Raw genomic sequence first — 22,428 nt, 5'->3', positions numbered from 1 at the left:
TCATTTAATGCAGGTTTCATATAATGGCCAGACAGCCCAGATTGTTTATACCGGATTGCCCGCAGCATGTTATTCAACGTGGCAACGATCGTCAGATCATTTTCAGAGAGGCGCGGGATTACGAGCTTTTTTTAGAGTGGCTGCGTTACGCGGCGATAGAGCAGGAAGTCCGCATTCATGCCTATGTCTTGATGCCCAACCATTTTCATCTGCTGGTGAGTACCAGCAATGAAAGAGGTCTAGCGCGACTATTACAATCTGTAGGGCGACGCTATGTGCCCTATGTTAACCAGCGCTATGGCCGCACAGGTACTCTATGGGAAGGTAGATATAGAGCAGCTTATATAGAGAGTGAGCGCTATCTTTTTAATTGTTACCGCTATATCGAGCTGAATCCAGTGCGCGCGGCCATAGTGCAAGAACCTGGGCACTACAAATGGTCAAGTTACCGCGCGAATGCAGGGCTGGCTAAAGACCCGCTACTTACTTTCCACCCGAACTATTGGGCGCTTGGGAATACCCCATTCGAACGAGAAGCCAGCTACCGGCAATGGGTGACTGAAGGGCACAGCACAGAGGAGCTGGCCGCGATTCGCAGCGCCACGTATAAAAATAGCATACTCGGTTCTAATGATTACATCGCTGCCGTCAGTAAGGCACTGGGCCGGGCACTCGTACCTGCAAAGCGGGGGCGCCCTCCTCGCAATAAGACTGTCCCTAATTAATTTAGCTGAATTGGTGGGTTAAAATAAAATGACTCTGACCCTATTTTTTTAGGCTTGGCGGCGTGTTTTTGTAGGAGTAAAGTAACAACCATGTTGCAATGCGCCACGGGGCGCGGGCACTCAATTCTGAATGAGGGCGGCATGGAAATGAATATCGAAAAACAGCGGCAGCAGGCGCGTGCGCTGGGGATGTATAACGAGCAGCATGAGCACGATGCTTGTGGTGTCGGTTTTGTTGCTCATATAAAGGGCCAAAAAAGCCATGCAATCGTAGAGCAAGGCCTGCAGATTCTAAAAAATCTCGATCATCGCGGTGCCGTTGGGGCAGATAAGTTGATGGGTGATGGGGCAGGCATCTTGCTACAGATCCCTGATCAATTCTATCGAGAAGAAATGATGAAGCAGGGCGTCGCCTTGCCCCCTGCTGGTGAATATGGCGTTGGCATGGTCTTTTTACCCAAAGAGCGTGCGTCGCAGCTGGCTTGTCAGCAGGAGCTGGAGCGTGCTGTTCGTGCTGAAGGTCAGGTGGTATTGGGCTGGCGCGATGTGCCTGTCGATGGTGAGATGCCCATGTCGCCTACCGTGCGCAAAACAGAGCCAGTCATCCGGCAGATATTCATCGGGCGTGGCCCCGATATCATGGTGACAGAAGCGCTTGAACGTAAGCTCTATGTGATTAGAAAAACAGCGTCGCATGCGATTCAGCAACTCAAGTTGAAACACGGTAAAGAATATTTTGTGCCGTCGATGTCGGCGCGTACCATTGTTTACAAAGGGCTCTTGCTGGCGGATCAGGTCGGGGTGTACTACAAAGATTTGCAAGATGCCCGAACCATCTCGGCCCTGGCGCTGGTACACCAGCGCTTTTCAACCAATACCTTCCCTGAGTGGCCATTGGCGCACCCCTATCGTCTGCTGGCCCATAACGGCGAAATAAACACCGTACGTGGCAATTTCAACTGGTTGCGCGCCCGTGAAGGGGTCATGAAGTCAGCCGTATTAGGCGAAGATCTGCAAAAGCTATTCCCGATAGTGTATGAAGGGCAGTCCGATACCGCAACCTTTGACAACTGCCTGGAATTGCTGGTGCATTCTGGTTATCCACTCGCGCAGGCGATGATGATGATGATCCCAGAAGCATGGGAACAGCACACATTGATGGATGAGAGTCGCCGTGCTTTTTATGAATACCATGCGGCCATGATGGAACCCTGGGATGGCCCGGCAGCCATGGCCTTTACCGATGGTCGTCAAATTGGGGCGACGTTGGATCGGAATGGGCTTCGCCCCGCCCGTTATTGTGTGACCGATGATGATCTGGTGATTATGGCGTCGGAATCCGGCGTATTACCAATTCCCGAATCGAAAATCGTCAAAAAATGGCGCCTGCAACCCGGCAAAATGTTCCTGATCGATATGGAAGCTGGGCGCATCATCGACGATGCCGAACTTAAACATGCCCTAGCAAATGCAAAACCCTACCGTGAGTGGATTAAGCGCATCCGCATCAAGCTCGACGAGGTTGAGGCAGCCATTGATAGCAGCGTACCCAACCCGAGTGAGAATTTGCTAGATCGACAGCAAGCCTTTGGCTATACCCAGGAAGAGGTACGCCTACTGTTAACCCCGATGGCGCAGCATGGGGAAGAGGCGATTGGTTCAATGGGCAATGATTCGCCGTTGGCGGTGATGTCGAATAAACTCAAACCGCTTTACCATTACTTCAAACAATTATTTGCACAGGTCACAAATCCCCCCATTGACCCGATTCGCGAACAAATGGTGATGTCATTGGTGTCCTTTATTGGCCCCAAACCGAATTTACTTGACTTAAACAATATTAATCCGCCCATGCGCTTGGAAGTCGCGCAGCCGATTCTCGATTTTAAGGATATGGCGAAGTTGCGGCATATCAGCGAGTACACCGCAAACAAATTCAAAAGCCATGAGTTGACAATCTGCTACCCGATTGCATGGGGCAAAGAAGGGATAGAAGCGCGCCTGGCCTCGCTCTGTGCAGAAGCGGAAGACGCGGTGAAATCCGGCTTCAATATTTTGATTATTTCTGACCGTGCTGCGAATGCGGCACAGGTGGCGATTCCTGCTTTGCTTGCCACCAGTGCAATTCACCTACACCTGGTTCAGCGTGGGTTGCGCACCAGCACTGGGTTGGTCGTCGAAACCGGTTCCGCGCGTGAAGTACACCACTTCGCGCTGCTGGCGGGGTATGGAGCTGAAGCAGTCCATCCTTATTTGGCCATGGAGACACTGGTTGAGCAAGCGCGCCGACAGGAAACGAGCGATATTGCCACAGCGACAGAGCTTGCGTTGAAACACTACATCAAAGCCATTGGCAAAGGCTTGAACAAGGTCATGTCAAAAATGGGTATTTCGACCTACATGTCTTATTGTGGAGCCCAAATTTTTGAAGTGATTGGTCTAAACCGTGAATTAGTCGATAAATACTTTACGGGAACCGCCTCAAAAGTAGAGGGTATCGGCTTGTTTGAGGTTGCCGAGGAAGCGATCCGCCTCCATCAGGCCGCCTATGGCAGTGATCCAACGCTGGCAACCATGCTGGATGTGGGGGGCGAATATGCCTGGCGCGTGCGCGGTGAAGAGCATATGTGGACACCGGATGCGATCGCCAAACTGCAGCACTCAACGCGGGCGAACAGTTTTCAGAACTACAAAGAGTACGCCCAGATTATCAATGATCAAAGCAAGCGTCACATGACATTACGGGGTTTGTTTGAATTTAAACTCAACCCCACTGAGGCGATCGATATTGATCAGGTTGAGCCTGCGAAAGAGATTGTTAAGCGCTTTGCAACGGGGGCGATGTCACTTGGTTCGATTTCAACCGAAGCCCATGCAACCCTAGCGATTGCAATGAATCGTCTGGGCGGAAAGTCAAATACGGGCGAAGGTGGTGAAGACGAAAAGCGCTACCAGAATGAATTAAAAGGAATCCCGATCAAAGCGGGGGAAACACTCAAATCACTCATTGGCGATAATCGCGTAGAGATCGATTTGCCACTGGCTGAGGGAGATTCCTTGCGTTCGCGGATTAAACAAGTGGCGTCAGGGCGCTTTGGCGTGACCGCCGAGTATTTGATCTCCGCTGATCAGATTCAGATCAAAATGGCGCAAGGCGCGAAGCCGGGAGAGGGCGGTCAATTACCCGGTCATAAGGTCAGTGAATATATCGCTAAATTGCGTTTTTCAGTTCCGGGCGTTGGCCTGATTTCACCGCCGCCCCACCATGATATTTATTCGATTGAGGACCTGGCTCAACTCATTCATGACCTCAAGAATGTGAATCCAACTGCCAGTATTTCGGTCAAATTGGTGTCAGAGGTGGGGGTTGGAACGATTGCTGCCGGGGTTGCCAAGTGCAAGGCCGACCATGTGGTGATTGCCGGCCATGATGGTGGCACAGGAGCCTCGCCAGTGTCTTCAATTAAGCACGCAGGCACACCTTGGGAACTCGGTTTGGCAGAAACCCAGCAAACGCTGGTATTAAATCGGCTACGTGGGCGGATTCGCGTGCAAGCCGATGGCCAGATGAAAACCGGACGAGATGTCGTGATTGCCGCGTTGTTAGGCGCCGATGAATTTGGTTTTGCAACGGCACCACTGGTGGTAGAAGGCTGCATCATGATGCGTAAATGTCATCTCAACACTTGCCCAGTTGGGGTAGCAACACAAGACCCCGAGCTACGCAAATTATTCAGCGGGAAGCCCGAGCATGTCGTCAACTTCTTCTTCTTTATTGCCGAAGAGGTCCGTGAGATCATGGCGCAGTTGGGGGTCCGTCGTTTTGAAGAATTGATTGGCCGTACCGATTTACTCGATAAGAAAAAAGCCATCGCACACTGGAAAGCCAGTGGTCTCGATTTTGGGCGAATTTTTTATCAACCCCCGATGCCCGCAGAGGTTGCCCGCTCACATGCCGAAACGCAAGATCATGCGCTTGAGAAAGCCCTGGATCATCGCCTTATTGAGCAAGCGAGAGCCGCGCTGGAGAAAGCCGAGCGGGTTTCCTTCATTAGCCCTATCAGTAATGTCAATCGAAGTGTTGGTGCAATGCTTTCGGGCGCCGTCGCGCGCACTTATGGCCATGCTGGGTTACCCGACGATACCATTCACATACAACTCAATGGCACCGCAGGGCAGAGTTTCGGGGCTTTCCTGGCCCATGGAATTACCCTAGATTTAGTTGGTCAGGGCAATGACTACGTTGGTAAAGGCTTGTCTGGCGGGCGTTTGATTGTGCGGCCTACCGCTGACTTCCGTGGCCGCTCTGATGAAAACATTATTGTTGGCAATACGGTCATGTATGGGGCGATCAGTGGTGAGGCCTATTTGAGTGGCGTAGCAGGCGAGCGTTTCTGCGTGCGTAACTCAGGCGCTGTCGCGATTGTTGAAGGGGTTGGCGACCATGGTTGCGAATATATGACGGGCGGCACGGTGATTGTGCTGGGTAAAACTGGCCGTAACTTTGCTGCTGGTATGTCAGGTGGGGTCGCCTATGTTTACGATGCAGATGGGCAGTTTAGCCGTCTCTGTAATTTAGCCATGGTTGAGTTGGAGCCCGTGTTAACTCAGAGCGAGCAACAGGCGCGGGTTGATCGCGCTACTTGGCACCGGGTTAACGTGAACGGGCCCAGTGAAGCCGATGAAGCCTTACTAAAACGCTTGGTTGAAAATCACTTCCGCTACACCGGCAGTGCGATTGCACGGCATGTGTTGGATAACTGGGTTGTTGCTCGGAGTCGTTTCGTCAAGGTCATGCCCGCAGAATACCGGCGCGCCTTGAAAGAACTAAACGCGATGGCCAAAGAGCGCCAAGAACCCGCAATGGCATGATGGCCTAATTTGAATAATCAGTACGGGTGTGCCTGAGCAGCGCAAGTACAGAAGGAGTCAAGATGGGAAAAATTACTGGTTTCATGGAGATTGAGCGTCAAGCGGAAGCGTATGAGGCCCCGCCAGCTCGGCTCAAACACTATCGTGAATTTGTATTGCGCCTGAGCGATAAGCAAGCGAGCCAACAAGGGGCGCGCTGCATGGATTGCGGTATTCCTTTTTGCAACAATGGTTGCCCGGTCAACAACATCATTCCTGATTTTAATGATCTGGTGTATCAACAAGATTGGCGTAATGCCTTGGCGGTGTTGCACAGTACCAATAATTTTCCTGAATTTACGGGGCGCATTTGTCCTGCGCCTTGTGAGGCAGCCTGCACGCTAGGGATCAACCGTGACCCGGTGGGCATTAAATCGATTGAACATGCAATTATCGATAAGGCCTGGGAAAACGGTTGGGTACAACCACAACCTGCTGCCCAAAAAACCGGTAAAAAAGTTGCGATCATTGGGTCTGGGCCTGCCGGGTTAGCAGCTGCCCAACAGCTTGCGCGGGCGGGCCATGCTGTAACTGTATTTGAAAAAAATGACCGAATCGGTGGCTTGCTGCGCTACGGTATTCCCGATTTCAAGATGGAAAAAAATCACATTGACCGTCGTGTGCAGCAACTGGAGCAAGAAGGGGTTGTTTTCAAAACCAGCACCCTGGTAGGCGATTGGCCTACACAAACAACCGTGACCAATTTAGCCAAGCAGCAGATATCGGTTACTGAATTGCAGGCTGAATTCGATGCGATCATCTTGGCGGGCGGGGCTGAGCAGCCTCGTGATTTGAACACACCAGGCCGTGAGTTGTCGGGGATACATTTTGCGATGGAGTTTTTACCGCAGCAAAACCGAGTCAATGCAGGCGATAGCTTGCCCGCACAATTGCTGGCGACTGGCAAGCACGTCATCGTCATCGGTGGAGGCGATACTGGCTCTGATTGTGTCGGCACATCCAACCGACAGGGGGCGCAGTCGGTGACCCAATTTGAATTAATGCCACAGCCCCCTGCGCAAGAGAATAAAGCCTTAACCTGGCCCTACTGGCCCTTGAAGTTGCGCACCTCTTCCTCGCACGAAGAAGGCTGTCAGCGGGATTGGGCAATTACGACCAAACGGTTCGAGGGCAAGAATGGCCGCGTTACTGCCGTGGTCACCGCCCGGGTGGAATGGCAAAAAGACCCACAAACAGGGCAAATGACCATGAGCGAAGTCCCTGATTCTGAACAGCATTGGCCGGCTGATTTAGTGTTGCTCGCGATGGGCTTTGTGGCGCCGGTCGGCAGTGTATTGGGCGCCTTTGGCGTTGATACCGATGCCCGTGGCAATGCTCGTGCTGCAACCGACAACGGCCCCGAAGGCAAACTTGCCTATGCTACCAATGTACCTAACGTCTTTGCCGCCGGCGACATGCGCCGCGGGCAATCCTTAGTTGTTTGGGCGATTCGTGAAGGGCGGCAATGCGCCCGCGCTGTGGATGAGTTCCTGATGGGTTGCAGCACGTTGCCGCGCTGAGTTCGCTGGCCTGTGAGACCAATGTGAATAAACAGATGGTCGCATTCAAGGCCGCCGTTGGAATGATGCACGGACATACGTCACGCTTAAATCTAAGCCCACCCTGCGCACGCGGTACAGAGATCGCTACAATAGCGATTCTCTGTTAACGGATGGTCGCCATGTCTCGCGCTTATAAATACTACGACTTCATCATGGCCGCGTTTGTGTGTGTGCTGCTCTGCTCCAATTTGATTGGGGCCGCGAAAGCGGCGCAGCTCACGTTGCCGATTGTGGGGGCGGTGACCTTTAGCGCTGGGGTGTTGTTTTTCCCAATCTCCTATATCTTTGGCGACATTCTGACCGAGGTTTATGGGTACAAATACGATCGTCGCGCTGTTTGGGCGGGCTTTGGTGCGCTGCTGTTTGCCAGCCTCATGTCTTGGATCGTGTTGCAGTTACCGCCCGCCAACAATGCCTTTATGCAAACCTATCAAGCCCATTTGGAAGGGGTGTTCGGCAACACCCCGCGCATAGTATTAGGCTCAATCATTGCGTTTTGTTGCGGCAGTTTTGCCAATAGTTTTGTCTTAGCCAAGATGAAATTATTAACCCAAGGAAAACAGTTATGGATGCGGACGATCGGCTCTACGTTGGTGGGCGAGTTGGTTGATTCGAGTTTGTTTTATGTGATTGCGTTTTATGGCATCTGGCCCAATGAGCAATTATTTGCGGTGGCGGTGGCGCAATATGTCTTGAAAACCAGCTGGGAAGTGCTGATGACCCCAGTGACCTATCGGGTGGTCGCGTTCCTCAAGCGTGCTGAGCAGGAAGACTACTACGACCGCCATACCAACTTCACGCCGTTCAGCTTAAAGGTCTAGAAGTCTTATTGTTGCGCCGCGACCACCACGATTTCAACCAGGCACTGAGGATTGGCGAGCCTCGCTTCCACCGTCGCTCGGGGTGGCGTGTTCCCCGCCGGGACCCAGGCATCCCACACGCGGTTAAACCCAGCGAAATATTGCATATCGCTGAGGTAGCACTGCACTTGCAGCAAGCGCGTCTTGTCACTGCCCGCTTCAGCGAGTAAGCGGTCGATATGGCCCAAGACTTCGCGCGTTTGGCCTTCAATATCTTGCGTGGTGTCTTCGGCGATTTGCCCCGCTAAATAAATCACTCGGTTGAAAATGGCGGTTTCGGAGAGGCGCGGGCCAACATGGAAGCGTTTTAGATCACTCATATTTTTTCAGGTGGGGTGTAAGGATAACGACATGACGGCGACTACAGGAGGTGGTGAACGTTTCTATGGTCGCCCGCTCATTTTACAACTCTTGGAGAAATCCCATGCAAAAAAATATGACCTCACAACTTTTCGCCGCGACAGCAGCGGCGTTTGTATTGGCTGCCGCTGCTAACGCTGCTCCTGCCCCTAAGGGTAGCAGTGGTAAGGCGATTGCAGCAAATGACAAAGTTCACTGCTACAACATTCATGACTGTAAAGGTAATAGCGATTGCAAAACAGCTGAACACAGCTGCAAAGGGCAAAATGGCTGTAAAGGGCATGGCTTCAAGGCTGCAGCGGCAGGCGAATGCTTGGCAAAGGGCGGTACTATCGGCGACATTTAATCGCCATATCCTTGGCACTGCAGCGCCTGGCTTAGGCTGGCGTTGCATGCCCATCGTTTGTTGGTAAGCTAGAAAGACCTGCTCGTGCGCGCAACACAACCTCAGTTTGGACTCGGTTTACGCCCGAATCATTATCACGCGATTTTGGAATCCCAGCCTGACCTCGATTTTTTCGAAATTATTTCTGAAAATTATCTATTGGCAGGGGGTAAGCCAATGGCGATGCTGGATCAGATTCGTGCCGATTACCCCATCGTGATGCATGGCGTCTCACTGTCGATTGGCGCCCCCGCGCCGCTGGATGACGCCTATCTGACGGCATTGGAAACCCTGATTGAACGGGTTGAACCCCTGTGGGTGTCGGACCATCTCTGCTGGACTGGGGCGCACGGCCACAATTTACATGATCTGTTGCCCTTACCGTACACCGAGGATTCGCTGACACATATCGTCAGCAAAGTGCAACAAGTCCAAGACCGTTTGAAACGACCACTGGTCTTAGAGAACCCTTCTACCTATTTTGAGTTTGCCTGCAATACCCTGAGTGAAATCGACTTTATTCGCACGCTCCAGCAACGAACCGGCTGTGAATTATTGCTCGATATCAATAATGTCTATGTGAGTAGCGTGAACCATGGTTGGTCAGCATGGGACTACCTGCAGCAAGTGCCGGTGCAGGCGATTCGCCAAATCCATTTGGCTGGCTACACAGACCACGGCGATCATCTGATTGACACGCACGACCATCCTGTTTCGGCACCGGTGTGGGCGTTATACGCACGCTGCGTCAGCGCTTGGCAGGCAGCCGGAAAAAGTATCCCGACCTTGTTGGAACGGGATGACGCGATTCCACCGCTGCCAGATCTCCTCAACGAGTTAGCGCAGGCGCGCGCAATCACCCAAACGGCGGGCGCGGCGGCAGACACCGGTGTCGTTAGCGCGAGTAGACAGCCGCCATATGCAGCTAACATCACAAGCTCAGCCCAAACCCAGACCGCATAATGGCAGCAGATAACACCCGCCCTGCCGCTGCTGCAATCAGCCCACTCGATTGGCAGCAAGCCCTTTCGGTATGTCAGGCAGCGATTCTGGCTGAACCAGCAATGACGACTGCCTTGGACTGGATTGGGATAACGTCTGCGGCTGGGATTGATCGTCAACGGCGTTTACAGATTTACCATCACGCTTACCGCGCCCGCTTGCAAGAAACCTTGGCAGATACTTATTCGCGCGTCTACGCCTGGCTAGGAGAGGTAGACTTCAATATCATGGCGCTGGCCTATCTTGCCGCTTGCCCGCCCCAGGCGCCGACCTTGCGGGACTATGGAGCTTCATTGCCCACTTGGTTGCAGCAGCAAACGACGGGGTTCACATGGCATGAGCCAGAAGTCGTTGAATTGGCGCAGTTAGATTGGGCTTTACGTGATGTTTTTGATGCGCCTGATACCGCTATATTGGCGCCGGGTATCTTGGCTGATCCCACGATAGATTGGACTAAAACCGGGTGGCAACTCGCACCACGCTTGCGTATTTGCCGCTTTGAATACAACACTCTTTCTCTGTGGCGGGCCTTAGAGGCGCATTTAGAAGCGCCGCATGACGAGGCGTTAGTGACCGCCAGTGCGCCCATTCCGCCTCTCCCAACGCCGACTACCGAGCGCCTACCCGCCCCGCAAACGGTCGTGATCTGGCGTCAGGGTTGGCAGCCTCATTTTCGTTCTTTAGACCCACAGGAATCGGCACTGCTCACGCTGCTTGCCGCCACGCCCTGCCTGTCTTTCGCAGAAGTTTGTCAACAATGGCAACAGACGACCCCTGATGCAGACCCCGCGCTCTTGGGTCAGTATCTACTCGCTTGGATGGAATCGGGGGTTCTGGTGGGCTTGCAAGCAGCCTGCTAAATCATTACTTTATAAGCAGATTGATGCAATAAAGCCGCACTTTTGATCTAGCGCTACTTGAGGACTAGCCAAGACTGGTTATGCCGATATAGCATGGGTGCATACATATAACGAATTGGCTTATACATATAGTCAAATAATCAGCTACCCTCTATTATCGAACTCCCGGTAAATACACTGGACATAATTATTGGTAAAAGCGTCACTGGCAGAAAGCGCATATGGGTACTTTTCTTGTCGTTTTAAGTGCAGTATGTTGGATTCTTGGGCTCACTCAAACAAGCTTTTTAATCCAACATGAATTGCCTGAGTTGTATGCACGCGGCCCAGGTTTGCTTATCATTGGCTGGCTCGGGTTGCGTTACGGTATTGTGGCTTGGCTTGCTAACCCGGTGTATTTTTATGCGCTGACTTGCGCACTCAATAAACAGACTCGACGGGGCTTAATCGCTGCGGTGATTGCCTTGCTACTCGGGCTCAGCTTTTTGTTTCTACGTCAGGTGCCAATCAGTTTCAAACCGCAGTGGGTTGATATTACGGCTTACGGCTGGGGGCTACGCTGGTGGCTGCTGAGTCTCGCCCTATTGTGCGTGGCTTTTTTATACCAGGCTTTTTGCGAATGGCGCACTGCGCCAACAGTCCAGATTCTGGATGAAGAATAACTAGGACTGGGCCGTTAATAATAGCGGCTCGATTGCGGCGACCCGTGCAGCAAAAATGGCTTGCTTGATACGGGTAGGCATAGCCGCGCTGGCGGTCGCTTGTGGCAGTTCAGCCCCAGTCGCTTTGAGTGTTTGAGCAATCTCCCCACTCTTTACCGTTTGAGTTGCGGCCAGTGCTGCCTGAAGGTGTGCTGCAGCTGGATAGGTTTTCTGTCCCCAACCCGCGCGGCCTCGGTAATCCGCTTCACAGGCCAACAAACAATCGGCAAAGCGTTGTGGTCGCCGCCAAGCGTCGCAGCGCTCCAGTAGCCTGACAATCGCAGGCGCACTCAACGTCAGACTACCGTGAATATGCCCGTGCTCTTGGGCCACCAACAGCGCGAGTTCACGACAGTCATTCGGTACGCGCAAGCGTTCACATAGAGGCCCAATCAGGGCGACACTGCGGCTTTCGTGCCCGAGGTGGCGCGGCAATACGTGAGCGGGTGTCCCCGCTTTACCTAAATCGTGGGTGAGGGCGGCAAACCGCACACTCAAGGGGCTATCCAACTGGGCGGCTAGATTGAGTACTAGCTCGACATGCAGACCTGTATCAATTTCAGGATGGTAATCAGCCCGCTGGGGAACCCCATAAAGCGCATCCACTTCTGGCAAGATGCGCGCCAGAGCGCCACATTGCCGCAAGACCTGCAGCATGCGGGCAGGGGCCGCAGTCATCAGGCCCTGGCTCAATTCCTGCCAGACCCGCTCTGGGATCAACGCATCCAATTCGCCACTGGTCACCAAAGCAGCGAGCAGGTCGGCGGTGGTCGGGGCAACAGAAAACTCTGGCAAACGCGCCGCGAAACGGGCTAGTCGCAATAAGCGCACCGGATCTTCTGTAAATGCTGGCCCCACATGACGTAAGCATTTGGCGGCCAAATCTGCCTGCCCGCCGTAGGGGTCGATCAGCGCGCCTGAGGCATCTTCCGCCATGGCGTTAATGGTGAGATCACGCCGTGCCAGGTCTTGCTCTAGCGTGACATCTGGCGCGCAATAAAACTGAAAACCATGATAGCCCTGCGCGGTTTTACGTTCTGTCCGAGCCAGGGCATACTCTTGTTTGGTACGGGGGTGTAGGAATACAGGAAAATCCTGGCCGACTGGCAAGTAGCCCGCCGCTAACATCATGGCTGGTGTAGCCCCCACCACAACCCAATCGCGATCTTGAATCGGTAACCCGAGCAAGCGATCACGTACTGCGCCACCAACGCAGTAAACCGCAACGCTTGGCGGTAAGCCGTGTTGGCTGGAAAGAGAATTGACCACGCCGCGCAGACTTAGTGCGATTTGATCATGGTGCCAACGCCTTCATCAGTGAGGATTTCCAGCAGCAGGCAGTGAGGTACGCGGCCATCAATAATATGGACCGAATTCACGCCATTTTTGGCCGCATCCAGGGCCGAGGAGATTTTCGGCAACATCCCCCCGGAAATTGTCCCGTCTGCAAATAATTCATCGATGCGTTTTGCGGTGAGCCCAGAGAGCAGTTGGCCCTGCTTGTCCAGAACGCCGGGGGTGTTCGTGAGCAGTACCAGTTTTTCAGCCTTTAATACTTCGGCGAGCTTACCTGCCACCAGATCGGCGTTGATGTTGTAACTTTCATTGTCAGCGCCAAAGCCAATCGGTGAAATCACTGGGATGAATTGATCATCCTGCAGCGCCCGGACAACAGCGGGGTCGATCGACTCGATTTCGCCCACTTGTCCCACATCGTGCCATTTACTGGGATCGTCACGATCCGCCATTTTTAGCTTGTGCGCGCGGATGAGCCCCCCGTCACGCCCGGTCAAGCCCACTGCTTTGCCACCGGCAAAGTTGATCAGCCCAACGATATCTTGCTGGACCTCGCCCCCCAGTACCCATTCCACCACCTCCATGGTTTCGGCATCCGTCACGCGCATTCCTTGAATAAAGGTTCCTTTTTTACCAATCTTGTTAAGCGCCTCATCAATCTGCGGGCCACCGCCATGCACAACCACGGGGTTCATGCCAACCAACTTGAGGAGTACAACGTCGCTGGCGAAGCTGGCTTGCAAGGCGGGGTCAGTCATGGCATTGCCGCCATATTTGATCACGATCGTTTTGCCATGAAAGCGTTTGATGTAGGGCAGGGCACGTGCCAGCACTTCCGCTTTGGTGGTTGGGTTAATTGCCTGAGAGGTAGGGGCGCTTGTCATGGTGGTTTCTCTTAATAAAGGTAGAATGCAACAAATTTTAACGCCAACTTTTCCCTTTGCGGCAATGCGCGACAAAATCCTCGGAGGAAATATGCTCAGTGATAACGCAACAGCGGCCCCACCTAACTTCGAAGAGGCCTTAGCAGCTCTGCGCCCCAGTCTTTACCGCTTTGCCTTGTCGCAACTCCGAAATGCCACCTGGGCGGAAGATGTGGTCAGCGAAACGCTGCTGGCAGCGCTTGAAAAACCATCGGCATTTGCCGGAAATTCGTCATTGAAAACCTGGGTTACTGGCATCTTGAAGCACAAAATCATTGACCAACTGCGCAAACAGCAGCGGGAAGTTCAGGTAGAAACCAGCGAAGACAGTTCAGCAGATGAAGCGCTAGAGGCCTTGTTTGACCAACAGGGGCACTGGGTGAGCCCGCAAAGCCACTGGGGGGAACCGGCGGCGACACTTGAGCGAACAGATTTTTTTCGCGTGCTGGAGCTATGTCTCGATAAATTGCCCGCCAATACAGCCCGTATTTTTATGATGCGCGAATGGCTGGAACTAGAAACCGATGAAATTTGTAAGGAATTGGCGATTTCTACGTCTAACTGCTGGGTAATGCTCTATCGCGCTCGGATGCGTCTTAAAGAGTGCTTGGAATTAAATTGGTTTGGAGCGGTTGCAGCATGAAATTAGGGTATTCCTGCAGACAGGCAGCACGGCTACTGTGCGAAAAACAAGATCGCGCGCTCGGATTAGGCGAACGATTGGCCCTGCGCATCCACCTTGGTTTATGTGGCAATTGCAGAAACTTTGATCGGCAACTGGGCCTCATGCGCGCTGCAGTAAGGATGCAACGCCAGCGCGACTAATCCTGCGTATTCGTGGCTAGCGGTTAGGCATTGCGGCGCAAATCACGTAGACTGTGGCCATGATGCCCTTGCTTGAGATCGACAATCTGTCCTTGACTGTGCCGTTAAGCCCCTGGGCGCGCTGGCGTGGTCAATCGCCCTTCATGATCCTGAATGGCATTAACTTAGCGGTGATGCCGGGCACCAGCACCGCCATTGTCGGGCTGAATGGCGCAGGTAAAACCAGCCTGCTGCGGTGTATTCTCAATTTTGTGACCCACTATCAGGGCCACATTCGACTAGCCGGGATCTCGGCGCGTCAACCCAAGGCCCGCCAGCAATTGGCTTTTTTACCCGAGCGCCATTTAACCCCGACCTATCTCACCGGCCTCGATTTTTTGAAAACCCAACTCGGTTTATATGGGGTGAGCTGGGATCGTCAGTTGCAGTCGCGCTGTCATGCGCAAGCGGCGCAAATGGGGTTGGCCCCTGCTTGTTTAGGGCAAGCCCAACGCCATTATTCAAAAGGTATGCAACAAAAGCTGGCGTTATTGGCCTTGCGGTTGGCGCAGCGCCCCATTTGGCTCTTGGATGAGCCGATGAGTGGTCTTGATCCATTGGCGCGGGCCGAGTTACGTTCCGTGTTACAAGCACAACGGGCCGCCGGCACCAGTTTGCTCTTTACGACCCATCATTTACATGAACTTGATCAATTGGCGGATTCGCTGATCGTGCTGCATGGTGGGCAGTTACGTTATGCGGGTTCGCTTGCCGCCTTACGCAGTCAGGCCCAATTAGACCCAGCAGCGCCCCTTGAGCCACTGTTTTTAAGCATGATTGAAACGCCACCCACACAAGCGGCGTCACCAGCAACAGTCCCAGCGGCATCAATTTAGCGAGAGAGACGGATGTATTTAGACCACTTTGGTTTACGTGAACACCCTTTTCGAATTACCCCGCACACCGATTTCTTTTTCAGTGGGGCGGAACGCGGGGCCATTCTCGCGGCACTGGAATATGCCGCCTTGCATGAAGAAGGCATCATCAAGGTCACCGGCGAAGTGGGGAGTGGTAAAACAATGCTCTGTCGGATGTTATTAGAGCGGCTGGCGACCCAAACGACCGTGGTCTATTTAGCCAATCCCTCATTGGGGCGTGACGAGATTCTGGCCGTCATTGCGCAAGAGCTAGGCCTGGAGGTCGGTGCGCAGCGGCCTGCTGCGCTGCTTCGTACGCTACAGGCAGTATTAATCGAGCGTTACAGCGAAGGCCGGCGGGTGGTTATCTTGGTAGATGAAGCGCATGCGATGCCACTAGAAACGTTGGAAGAGATCCGTCTGCTATCCAATCTGGAATCTAATCGCCACCGTCTGCTACAAATTATTTTGTTTGGTCAGCAAGAGCTCGATGAAAATCTCAGTTTACCGAGCATGCGTCAATTGCTTGAGCGTATTACCCAGCAATTTCATTTACAGCCCTTACGGCGTGACACGGTAGGCGAATATATTGCCTTTCGCTTGCAGTCTGCGGGCTACACCGGGCCGCGGTTATTCACACCTGCTGCGGAAAAATATCTCGCCCGTTACTCATTGGGATTGACTCGCCGGGTCAATATTTTGGCGGATAAAGCGTTGTTGGCGGCTTTTGCCGAAAACCAATTTCAAGTTACCGACAAGCAGGTGCGCCTGGCGGTTAAAGATTCTGGTTACCAGCGGCGCGGCTGGCTCAAGATGACTGGGGCCAGCCAGCCATTCCGCCATTGGCCACTCTTCTGTGCGGGAGCGTTGCTATTGGTGATGGGACTGAGTTTGGGCTGGTGGCTACGAACGCAGCAGCCGGCGATGCTCACCCCGCCAACGGTGCCCACAGCCAAGCTGCCAGTGAATGCGGCACCAGCTGTACCCACTGCACCCGCTATCCCCACCAAGACTGACATGCCAGAGGTTGGCACCAGCAAGACGGGCATTACGCCACCCCCCGTCGCGCCAGCGCCTGCTGCTGCCCATCTCGATACTGCCGTTACTGCGCAACTCGGACCGGTGTTGCGGACTGCCTTAGCGGCGGGGGCTACTTGGCTTGGAGCTGCCACGGCCGGTTCAGCTGCCAGCGACCCATCGCTCAACCCGGCGGGCTATGCGGTACAAATTGGGTTATTTCGCGCAGACCGCCAACACGCGGTGGAAGCAGAGCTTGTGCGCATTCAGCAGCAACTCGCACGGGCCAATGCTGGCGTGGGAGTCTTGGCGTATTGGCAATCTCCCGCTCTGGATTTAGCAACAGCAGGGCGCTTGGGCTTACTGTTTGGTCCGTTTAGTTCGCGCGAAGAGGCCCAGCAGGCAATCCGCCGCTTACCCCCGGAAATTCGGCCTGCGCTGATCCAAATTCGCACCCGGACTGGGATTCATCAAGAAATCGCGGATTCCCGCCGATAAACTATGGCAAACCCGCAACAAAACCCGCCAGTTCTGGGTGAATGCGGTTTATCCCTGTTTGCAGGCCAGCCAGCCTGAATTAAGCTCAACCAATGTCATTAATGGTTTGCGGTGTGAAGGGATGGATTGTCTGCGTGCCGGGGTCAGGTCGTGCCCAGTTGGTCGCAGATAATAGTGGTGCAGCAGGTTGCTCTGCGCCTCTCCAGCAACACTGCCTGCGTGGCAATCAGAATGAGGGAAATAGGTGGCAGAAAGGCCACTTTTTCGATAAAGGCAGCGATGGATATCTCCAAGTTGTTGACTTGTATAGCACTAGCACCTCGTCTTGTGACCATGTTCGCAAGCTCAAGTGCTGCCTGCCTGCTGCTTGCAGGCTTGCAGGGTTGCAGCCCGCCGCAGAAGCGCCCGCTGCGGACCGTCAATACTGACCAGCATGTGATTCAAGCCCCGAAATTGAGCGAAGCGAACGCGGCGATTCCGGCGATGGTCAATAGCGCCCCCTTGCCACCAAAACCGAGCAGCCCGCTCAAGGTCGAGACCTACAGCGTGGTGGTGAATAACGTTGAGGCGGCTGATTTGTTATTTGCCCTGGCGCGAGACGCGAAGCTGAACATCGATATTCACCCAGGAATCACCGGCACGGTCACCTTGAACGCCATTGATCAAACGCTGCCGCAATTATTAAACCGTATCAGTAAACAGATTGATATGCGCTATGAGATAGAAGGTAAGCAACTTACCATCTTGCCCGATACCCCTTATCTCAAGCACTACCGCATTGATTACGTCAATATCACCCGCGAATCCCGTTCAACCTCAACCATCGCCACGCAAGTTTCTTCATCCGGGGGGACCCCCGCTTCAACCGGTGCCAGCACGACAGTGTCTGGCGGCGCGAGTAGTAATAATTCGACCACCCAAGTCACCACCAGTACCACCAATAACTTCTGGGATACCCTGGTAACCAACGTGCGTGAGTTACTGCGAGAAACGGACAAAATTTTGCCGGAAGGGTCTTCTGAAACCACCACAGAAACGGCACGCCAAGAAGCCACCACGGGTACGGGGGCAGCAGCAGGCGCGGCGCGGGTTGCCCCACGCACCCCCCCCACCAACTTGGCAGGCAGCCCCAACCCGGCGGCACGCAGTGATAACCAGACGACCACCGTCCGCCGCGTGACCTTTCGTGAGGCCGCTGCCGTTATCGCGCACCCCGAAACCGGGGTCATTTCGGTGCGGGCGACCAGTCGGCAGCATGAAAAGGTTCAAGAGTTTTTAGATCAGGTCATGCTCGCGGCTAAACGGCAAGTGTTGATCGAGGCAACCGTGGTTGAGGTGCAGCTATCTGATCAGTATCAACAAGGCATTAACTGGCAACGGTTGCGTACTGATGGCACGGGGCTGGCGTTGACCATGCAGCCGCAGGGCTCAAATAATTTCGCCAGTGGCTTACAACCCAATTCGGGTCCGGGTGGGTTAATTTTTGGTGGCAGCACCACTGCCGGGGTGAGTGGGGGCATTTATGGCGCAGGTTTGCCGACCCCCGGCTTGTTTGCCTTGCGTTACACCAATACCGATGCGCGCTTTTTTGGCAACATCGCGGGGGCAATTTCTTTGCTCGAATCGTTTGGGAACGTCCGCGTGCTCTCCAGCCCGAAAATCAGTGTTCTCAATAATCAGACGGCAATGCTCAAAGTGGTCAATAACAAGGTGTATTTCACCACCAGTGTTAACGTCACGCCCGGTACGGCAACCACAGCGCCACTGGTCGTTTATACCTCGACGCCCAATACTGTGCCGGTAGGGTTTCTCATGAGCGTTACCCCACAGATTGAAGCGAGTGGGCAGGTCAGCATTAATGTCCGTCCAACCATTTCAAGGATTACCGGGTATGTGAATGACCCCAGCCCACCCCTCGCACAAGCTGGTGTGGTCAGCCGTATTCCTGAGATAGAGACGCGGGAAATGGAGTCTGTGATTCGCGTTTCTGATGGCGATATTGCGGTGATGGGGGGCCTTATGCAGGATTCGATTAATGATCAGGATGACAGCGTCCCCGGCTTAGGCAGCATTCCCTATGTGGGTAATTTATTCAAATACCGCAGTAACACGGCGGTAAAAAGTGAATTGGTGATTTTCCTGCGGCCAATCGTCATTCGCCAGGCCAGTTTAGAAGGTGATTACGCCAGCCTGCAGTCACTGCAACCGGAGGCAGACTTTTTCACCCGCCCTCGGCGTAGCAGTACTGACCCCCGCTAAGCAGCGGCCCTAACGCAGGATTAATGCGATGAGTTTATTGCTGCAAGCCCTCAAAAAAGCCGAACATAAAGCGGCGCAGCCGCCCGTGGCGCAGGTACCGTCAGCGCCGGCAGTTACAGCGCCAGCCGCTGGGAGTTTAGATTTTCCAGCGCTAACGCCAGACACCTTGACTCCAGCATTAAGCCCTGAGGCTGAGGCAGGTTCGTCCTTAGCGGTATCAACCGTGCCAGACATAGACTCCCGCGCCGCACTGGCCACAGAGCCCGCGAGCGCGCCAGCTTTAACTGATTTGGATTGGCCGCTTGATCCGCTCACGCCCGCCGCTACTCAGGTTGCGACAGCCAGCACGGCCGAAGAGCCGCTCGCACCGAAAAGCGCCGCCGCACCTATTGCCGGCGCAGAAAAGGATGCCTCAAGCGTTGCCGCGCCGCTAACGGCTACGCCGGTGGCCGCGACACCGCAGCCCCCTAGACCGTCCCTTACGCCGCCATCTCAGTCACCACGCGCCAGCACGCCCGCGGTTGACCCAATGGCAGATCGGCGTCAGGCTGCTCAGCGCTTTGCTCGCGTGGATCCCAATCGACAGGCTGATAGTCGCCGTCGTGGCGGTTGGTACGCCGCGCTACTCGTTCTCACTGGGGCCGTTGCTGCGGGGCTGTGGTGGCAATTTGGGCAGCTTACACAACCCCCCGCGCCAGGTGGCGCGGGTGTAGCGATGCTGGGAACCCCGTCTGCTGCGATGGTTGAGCCTGTTGCCCCATCCTCTACCCTGAATTCTGTTACCCCAGCAGCAACGTCGCCGATGGCGCAAGAGACGCCGCCACCTGCCGTAGTAGCAAAAACGAGTCGGATAGGGGCAGTTAAATCCAGCGTGGCTGCGCCCAACGTCACGGCCGAGAGAACCGTGGTGAAGCCTCAAGCAGAGTCAGCGCCCGTGGCGCCTGTCCCTGCTTCGCCCCTTGTCGCCCCCGCCTCTGCCGCCCCACCGGCTGCAGCATCGCGCCTGCAAATTCAGCGTGCCCTACCTGCAGACAACCCGCTAGAGCGTGGTTATCAGGCCTTGCAGGCCGGACAGTGGGCGCTGGCAGAAAGTGCTTATCAGCAAGCTTTGCAAGTTGATGGCCGCAATGTCGATGCCTTGAATGGCTTGGCAGCAGTGGCGATTCAGCAAAAACAGCCTGAGTTGGCGGCACAGTATGTGCAGCGTGTGTTGCAGCTCGACCCCCGTAATCCTTATGCGCAAAGCCTGACCAGCTTGCTCCGCCCGGCGGGCGCCAATGATGAAAGTCAGCTTAAGCTTCTGGCGTCAACCAGCGGGGCTGACGGCGCTGCGGCTAACTTTACCTTGGGCTTGCAATTGGGGCGTCAAGGTCGTTGGCATGATGCGCAAGAGGCTTTTTTCAAAGCGCACACGCAAGATGGCACGCACCCTGACTATTGTTTCAATCTCGCGGTGAGTTTGGACCAGATTCGGCAGCGGCAACTGGCACGGCAGTATTACAGCAAGGCGCTGATGTTAGCAAAAACACGCCCAGCTCAATTTGATACCGCAGTTGCAACCCAACGTTTACAAAGCCTGGGTGGCCCGCTTGATAACGCGCCGACGGTAGAAAAAAGCGGTCAATAACGGTGATGACAACAGCGCCTTCCTCCACCACTAAACCGCGCCGCTTAGGCGATATTTTGCGTGAACGCGGTTTGATCAGCGATGATCAGCTGCGTATTGCGCTGTTGGAACAACAGCGACAAGGCAAACCCTTGGGCAAGGTATTGGTTGAGCTGGGGTTTGTGTCAGATGCTATTTTGCGTGAGGCTTTGTCAGAGAACTTGGGTCAGGAAACCATTGAGCTGACCAAGATCGTTGCCGACCGCAATGCCTTAAAACTGATTCCGCATGAGTTTGCCAAGCGTCACACCCTGTATCCCGTGAGCTGGGATGCCCACACGCGCCTCCTCACCGTCGCGATGGCCAACCCGAATAATGTGGTGGTGCTCGATCAGCTCAGTGCCTTATTGCGCGGAGAGGCCAAGCTAGATATTCGTATTGCCGCCGAAGGGGATGTGGCGCGGGCAATCGACCAATATTATGGCTACGAGTTGTCGATTGATGGCATTCTGAATGAAATCGAAACTGGCGAAATTGATTACCAGAGCTTAGTCGCCACAGGGGATGAATATAGTCAGCCAATCGTCCGCTTGATTGATGCGTTGCTCTCAGACGCGGTACAGCGCCGCGCCAGTGACATTCATTTTGAGCCCGAGGCGGGATTTGTCCGTATCCGCTATCGCATTGATGGGGTCTTGCGCCAGATTCGGGCGTTACACCATAAGTATTGGCCGGCCATGGTGGTGCGCCTCAAAGTACTCTCAGACATGAACATTGCAGAAAATCGTGCGCCGCAAGATGGGCGGATTTCGATCTTTCTGCAAGGGCGACAAATTGATTTTCGGGTTGCAGCGCAGCCTACAACCCATGGCGAGAACATCGTATTACGGATCTTGGATCGTCAGCGTGGTCTGGTGCCACTAGATCAATTGGGGCTACCCCCCGCGCAACTCGACACGCTGCAGTTGATGATGGCGCGGCCCGAGGGCATCATTTTAGTCACCGGACCAACCGGTAGCGGGAAAACGACCACGCTCTATTCGGTACTGAATGCGCTGAATAGTGAACAGGTCAACATCATGACCTTAGAAGACCCGGTCGAATACCCCTTGAATATGATTCGCCAAACCAACTTGGCCGAGGGAGTCAAAATGGACTTTGCCTCAGGTATTCGCTCCATGATGCGGCAAGACCCTGACATTATTTTGGTGGGCGAAATCCGCGATGGCGAAACCGCTGAGATGGCTCTACGCGCAGCCATGACTGGGCATCAAGTGTATACAACCTTGCATACCAACTCCGCGCTGGGCGCGATTCCACGCTTGCTTGATTTAGGGCTAAAACCGGATATTTTGGCGGGCAATATTATCGGTGTCTTGGCACAGCGTTTGGTGCGCAAGTTATGCGTACACTGCCGCCAACCCTACCAGCCTTCTTCCGCACAGCTCGCATTACTTGGGGTTGATGCGACCCAGCCTGTGCCGACACTCTACGAGGCGGTAGGCTGTGAACACTGCGAGTGGCAGGGTTACCAAGGACGGGTGGCGTTGATGGAAATCATTCGTATGAATGACGCCTTAGATGAATTGATTGCCCGCCACGCCACCTTGCGGGAACTAACGCGCATGGCCCGACAACAAGGGATGCACATGCTGGCCGAAGATGCGATACGACGCGTTCTGGATGGTACCACCGCCCTCGAAGAAGCCGCTCGGGTGGTGGATTTAACCAGTCTATAAGTG

The 22,428-nt window shown here is 54.2% G+C and carries 18 protein-coding genes; 15 read left to right on the top strand and 3 right to left on the bottom strand.

The annotated features are described in order from the left end of the window. Window positions 1-23 precede the first annotated feature (23 nt). The 4 genes from DU000_RS11520 to DU000_RS11505 all read left to right on the top strand — a co-directional run bounded on the left by DU000_RS11520 (window position 24) and on the right by DU000_RS11505 (window position 8,019). The gene (locus DU000_RS11520; protein ID WP_114403560.1) at window positions 24-725 is read left to right on the top strand and encodes a transposase; all 702 of its coding nucleotides are present in this window, start codon (window positions 24-26) and stop codon (window positions 723-725) included. Window positions 726-866: 141 nt separating this feature from the next. Further along, a complete protein-coding gene (locus DU000_RS11515; RefSeq protein WP_192878488.1) occupies window positions 867-5,597 on the top strand; it encodes a glutamate synthase-related protein in 4,731 nt (1,576 codons plus the stop codon). Between the two features lie 62 nt (window positions 5,598-5,659). Beyond that, a complete protein-coding gene (locus tag DU000_RS11510; RefSeq protein WP_114403559.1) occupies window positions 5,660-7,156 on the top strand; it encodes a glutamate synthase subunit beta in 1,497 nt (498 codons plus the stop codon). A 161-nt stretch (window positions 7,157-7,317) separates the two neighbouring features. Continuing rightward, the gene (locus tag DU000_RS11505) at window positions 7,318-8,019 is read left to right on the top strand and encodes a queuosine precursor transporter (RefSeq protein WP_240001887.1); all 702 of its coding nucleotides are present in this window, start codon (window positions 7,318-7,320) and stop codon (window positions 8,017-8,019) included. 5 nt (window positions 8,020-8,024) lie between these two features. Here the strand turns inward: DU000_RS11505 and DU000_RS11500 are convergent, their stop codons facing one another. Continuing rightward, on the bottom strand, window positions 8,025-8,378 hold the full coding sequence (locus DU000_RS11500; RefSeq protein WP_114403557.1) for a RidA family protein: 354 nt from the start codon (window positions 8,376-8,378) through the stop codon (window positions 8,025-8,027). 104 nt (window positions 8,379-8,482) lie between these two features. Between DU000_RS11500 and bufA2 the strand changes: the two genes are divergently transcribed. The 4 genes from bufA2 to DU000_RS11480 all read left to right on the top strand — a co-directional run bounded on the left by bufA2 (window position 8,483) and on the right by DU000_RS11480 (window position 11,327). Next, window positions 8,483-8,764 (top strand): BufA2 family periplasmic bufferin-type metallophore, encoded by a 282-nt coding sequence (bufA2, locus tag DU000_RS11495; protein WP_114403556.1) that lies wholly within the window; start codon window positions 8,483-8,485, stop codon window positions 8,762-8,764. An 84-nt stretch (window positions 8,765-8,848) separates the two neighbouring features. Next, window positions 8,849-9,766, top strand: a complete 918-nt coding sequence (bufB, locus tag DU000_RS11490) for an MNIO family bufferin maturase (protein WP_240001886.1) — start codon at window positions 8,849-8,851, stop codon at window positions 9,764-9,766. Next, a complete protein-coding gene (locus DU000_RS11485) occupies window positions 9,766-10,665 on the top strand; it encodes an HvfC/BufC N-terminal domain-containing protein (RefSeq protein ID WP_114403554.1) in 900 nt (299 codons plus the stop codon). The genes bufB and DU000_RS11485 overlap by 1 nt, the downstream gene beginning before the upstream one ends. A 221-nt stretch (window positions 10,666-10,886) precedes the next feature. Beyond that, the gene (locus tag DU000_RS11480; RefSeq protein ID WP_114403553.1) at window positions 10,887-11,327 is read left to right on the top strand and encodes a hypothetical protein; all 441 of its coding nucleotides are present in this window, start codon (window positions 10,887-10,889) and stop codon (window positions 11,325-11,327) included. Here the strand turns inward: DU000_RS11480 and DU000_RS11475 are convergent, their stop codons facing one another. Next, window positions 11,328-12,635 carry a multifunctional CCA addition/repair protein gene (locus tag DU000_RS11475; protein WP_114403552.1) on the bottom strand — a complete coding sequence of 436 codons (1,308 nt, stop codon included), beginning with the start codon at window positions 12,633-12,635 and terminating at the stop codon, window positions 11,328-11,330. Between the two features lie 11 nt (window positions 12,636-12,646). Next, complete coding sequence (gene argB / locus DU000_RS11470; RefSeq protein WP_114403551.1) at window positions 12,647-13,546, bottom strand: acetylglutamate kinase; 900 nt, start codon at window positions 13,544-13,546, stop codon at window positions 12,647-12,649. A 25-nt stretch (window positions 13,547-13,571) separates the two neighbouring features. Here argB and DU000_RS11465 point away from each other — a divergent pair, with 25 nt between their 5' ends. The 7 genes from DU000_RS11465 (at window position 13,572) to DU000_RS11430 (ending at window position 22,425) form a co-directional block, all read left to right on the top strand. After that, window positions 13,572-14,228, top strand: a complete 657-nt coding sequence (locus DU000_RS11465; RefSeq protein ID WP_420812149.1) for a sigma-70 family RNA polymerase sigma factor — start codon at window positions 13,572-13,574, stop codon at window positions 14,226-14,228. After that, a complete protein-coding gene (locus DU000_RS13195; RefSeq protein ID WP_114403550.1) occupies window positions 14,225-14,410 on the top strand; it encodes an anti-sigma factor family protein in 186 nt (61 codons plus the stop codon). The genes DU000_RS11465 and DU000_RS13195 overlap by 4 nt, the downstream gene beginning before the upstream one ends. Before the next feature lie 59 nt (window positions 14,411-14,469). Next, on the top strand, window positions 14,470-15,285 hold the full coding sequence (locus DU000_RS11455; protein WP_114403549.1) for an ABC transporter ATP-binding protein: 816 nt from the start codon (window positions 14,470-14,472) through the stop codon (window positions 15,283-15,285). A 12-nt stretch (window positions 15,286-15,297) separates the two neighbouring features. Next, entirely contained in the window at window positions 15,298-16,821 is a 1,524-nt protein-coding gene (locus tag DU000_RS11450; RefSeq protein ID WP_114403548.1) for an AAA family ATPase, read from the top strand. Between the two features lie 333 nt (window positions 16,822-17,154). Further along, window positions 17,155-19,080, top strand: a complete 1,926-nt coding sequence (gene mshL, locus DU000_RS11440) for a pilus (MSHA type) biogenesis protein MshL (protein ID WP_114403546.1) — start codon at window positions 17,155-17,157, stop codon at window positions 19,078-19,080. A 28-nt stretch (window positions 19,081-19,108) separates the two neighbouring features. Further along, window positions 19,109-20,707 (top strand): tetratricopeptide repeat protein, encoded by a 1,599-nt coding sequence (locus DU000_RS11435; RefSeq protein WP_114403545.1) that lies wholly within the window; start codon window positions 19,109-19,111, stop codon window positions 20,705-20,707. 5 nt (window positions 20,708-20,712) lie between these two features. Beyond that, complete coding sequence (locus DU000_RS11430) at window positions 20,713-22,425, top strand: GspE/PulE family protein (protein WP_114403544.1); 1,713 nt, start codon at window positions 20,713-20,715, stop codon at window positions 22,423-22,425. Window positions 22,426-22,428 lie beyond the last annotated feature (3 nt).

The sequence above is a fragment of the Parvibium lacunae genome (genome assembly GCF_003335215.1).
Taxonomy (GTDB): Bacteria; Pseudomonadota; Gammaproteobacteria; order Burkholderiales; family Burkholderiaceae_D; genus Parvibium; species Parvibium lacunae.
Note: the sequence above shows the minus strand (reverse complement) of the source record. Positions and strands in the feature narration are given on the sequence as shown.

What these genes read in the sequence shown, in the direction of transcription:
- DU000_RS11510 (WP_114403559.1), top strand. Translation starts at nt 5,660, where the DNA reads ATGGGAAAAATTACTGGTTTCATGGAGATTGAGCGTCAAGCGGAAGCG.
- DU000_RS11515 (WP_192878488.1), top strand. Translation starts at nt 867, where the DNA reads ATGGAAATGAATATCGAAAAACAGCGGCAGCAGGCGCGTGCGCTGGGG.
- argB (WP_114403551.1), bottom strand. Translation starts at nt 13,546, where the DNA reads ATGACAAGCGCCCCTACCTCTCAGGCAATTAACCCAACCACCAAAGCG.
- DU000_RS11505 (WP_240001887.1), top strand. Translation starts at nt 7,318, where the DNA reads ATGTCTCGCGCTTATAAATACTACGACTTCATCATGGCCGCGTTTGTG.
- DU000_RS11480 (WP_114403553.1), top strand. Translation starts at nt 10,887, where the DNA reads ATGGGTACTTTTCTTGTCGTTTTAAGTGCAGTATGTTGGATTCTTGGG.
- DU000_RS11435 (WP_114403545.1), top strand. Translation starts at nt 19,109, where the DNA reads ATGAGTTTATTGCTGCAAGCCCTCAAAAAAGCCGAACATAAAGCGGCG.
- DU000_RS11430 (WP_114403544.1), top strand. Translation starts at nt 20,713, where the DNA reads ATGACAACAGCGCCTTCCTCCACCACTAAACCGCGCCGCTTAGGCGAT.
- DU000_RS11485 (WP_114403554.1), top strand. Translation starts at nt 9,766, where the DNA reads ATGGCAGCAGATAACACCCGCCCTGCCGCTGCTGCAATCAGCCCACTC.
- DU000_RS11500 (WP_114403557.1), bottom strand. Translation starts at nt 8,378, where the DNA reads ATGAGTGATCTAAAACGCTTCCATGTTGGCCCGCGCCTCTCCGAAACC.
- bufA2 (WP_114403556.1), top strand. Translation starts at nt 8,483, where the DNA reads ATGCAAAAAAATATGACCTCACAACTTTTCGCCGCGACAGCAGCGGCG.
- DU000_RS13195 (WP_114403550.1), top strand. Translation starts at nt 14,225, where the DNA reads ATGAAATTAGGGTATTCCTGCAGACAGGCAGCACGGCTACTGTGCGAA.
- DU000_RS11465 (WP_420812149.1), top strand. Translation starts at nt 13,572, where the DNA reads ATGCAACAAATTTTAACGCCAACTTTTCCCTTTGCGGCAATGCGCGAC.
- DU000_RS11520 (WP_114403560.1), top strand. Translation starts at nt 24, where the DNA reads ATGGCCAGACAGCCCAGATTGTTTATACCGGATTGCCCGCAGCATGTT.
- DU000_RS11455 (WP_114403549.1), top strand. Translation starts at nt 14,470, where the DNA reads ATGATGCCCTTGCTTGAGATCGACAATCTGTCCTTGACTGTGCCGTTA.
- mshL (WP_114403546.1), top strand. Translation starts at nt 17,155, where the DNA reads ATGTTCGCAAGCTCAAGTGCTGCCTGCCTGCTGCTTGCAGGCTTGCAG.
- DU000_RS11450 (WP_114403548.1), top strand. Translation starts at nt 15,298, where the DNA reads ATGTATTTAGACCACTTTGGTTTACGTGAACACCCTTTTCGAATTACC.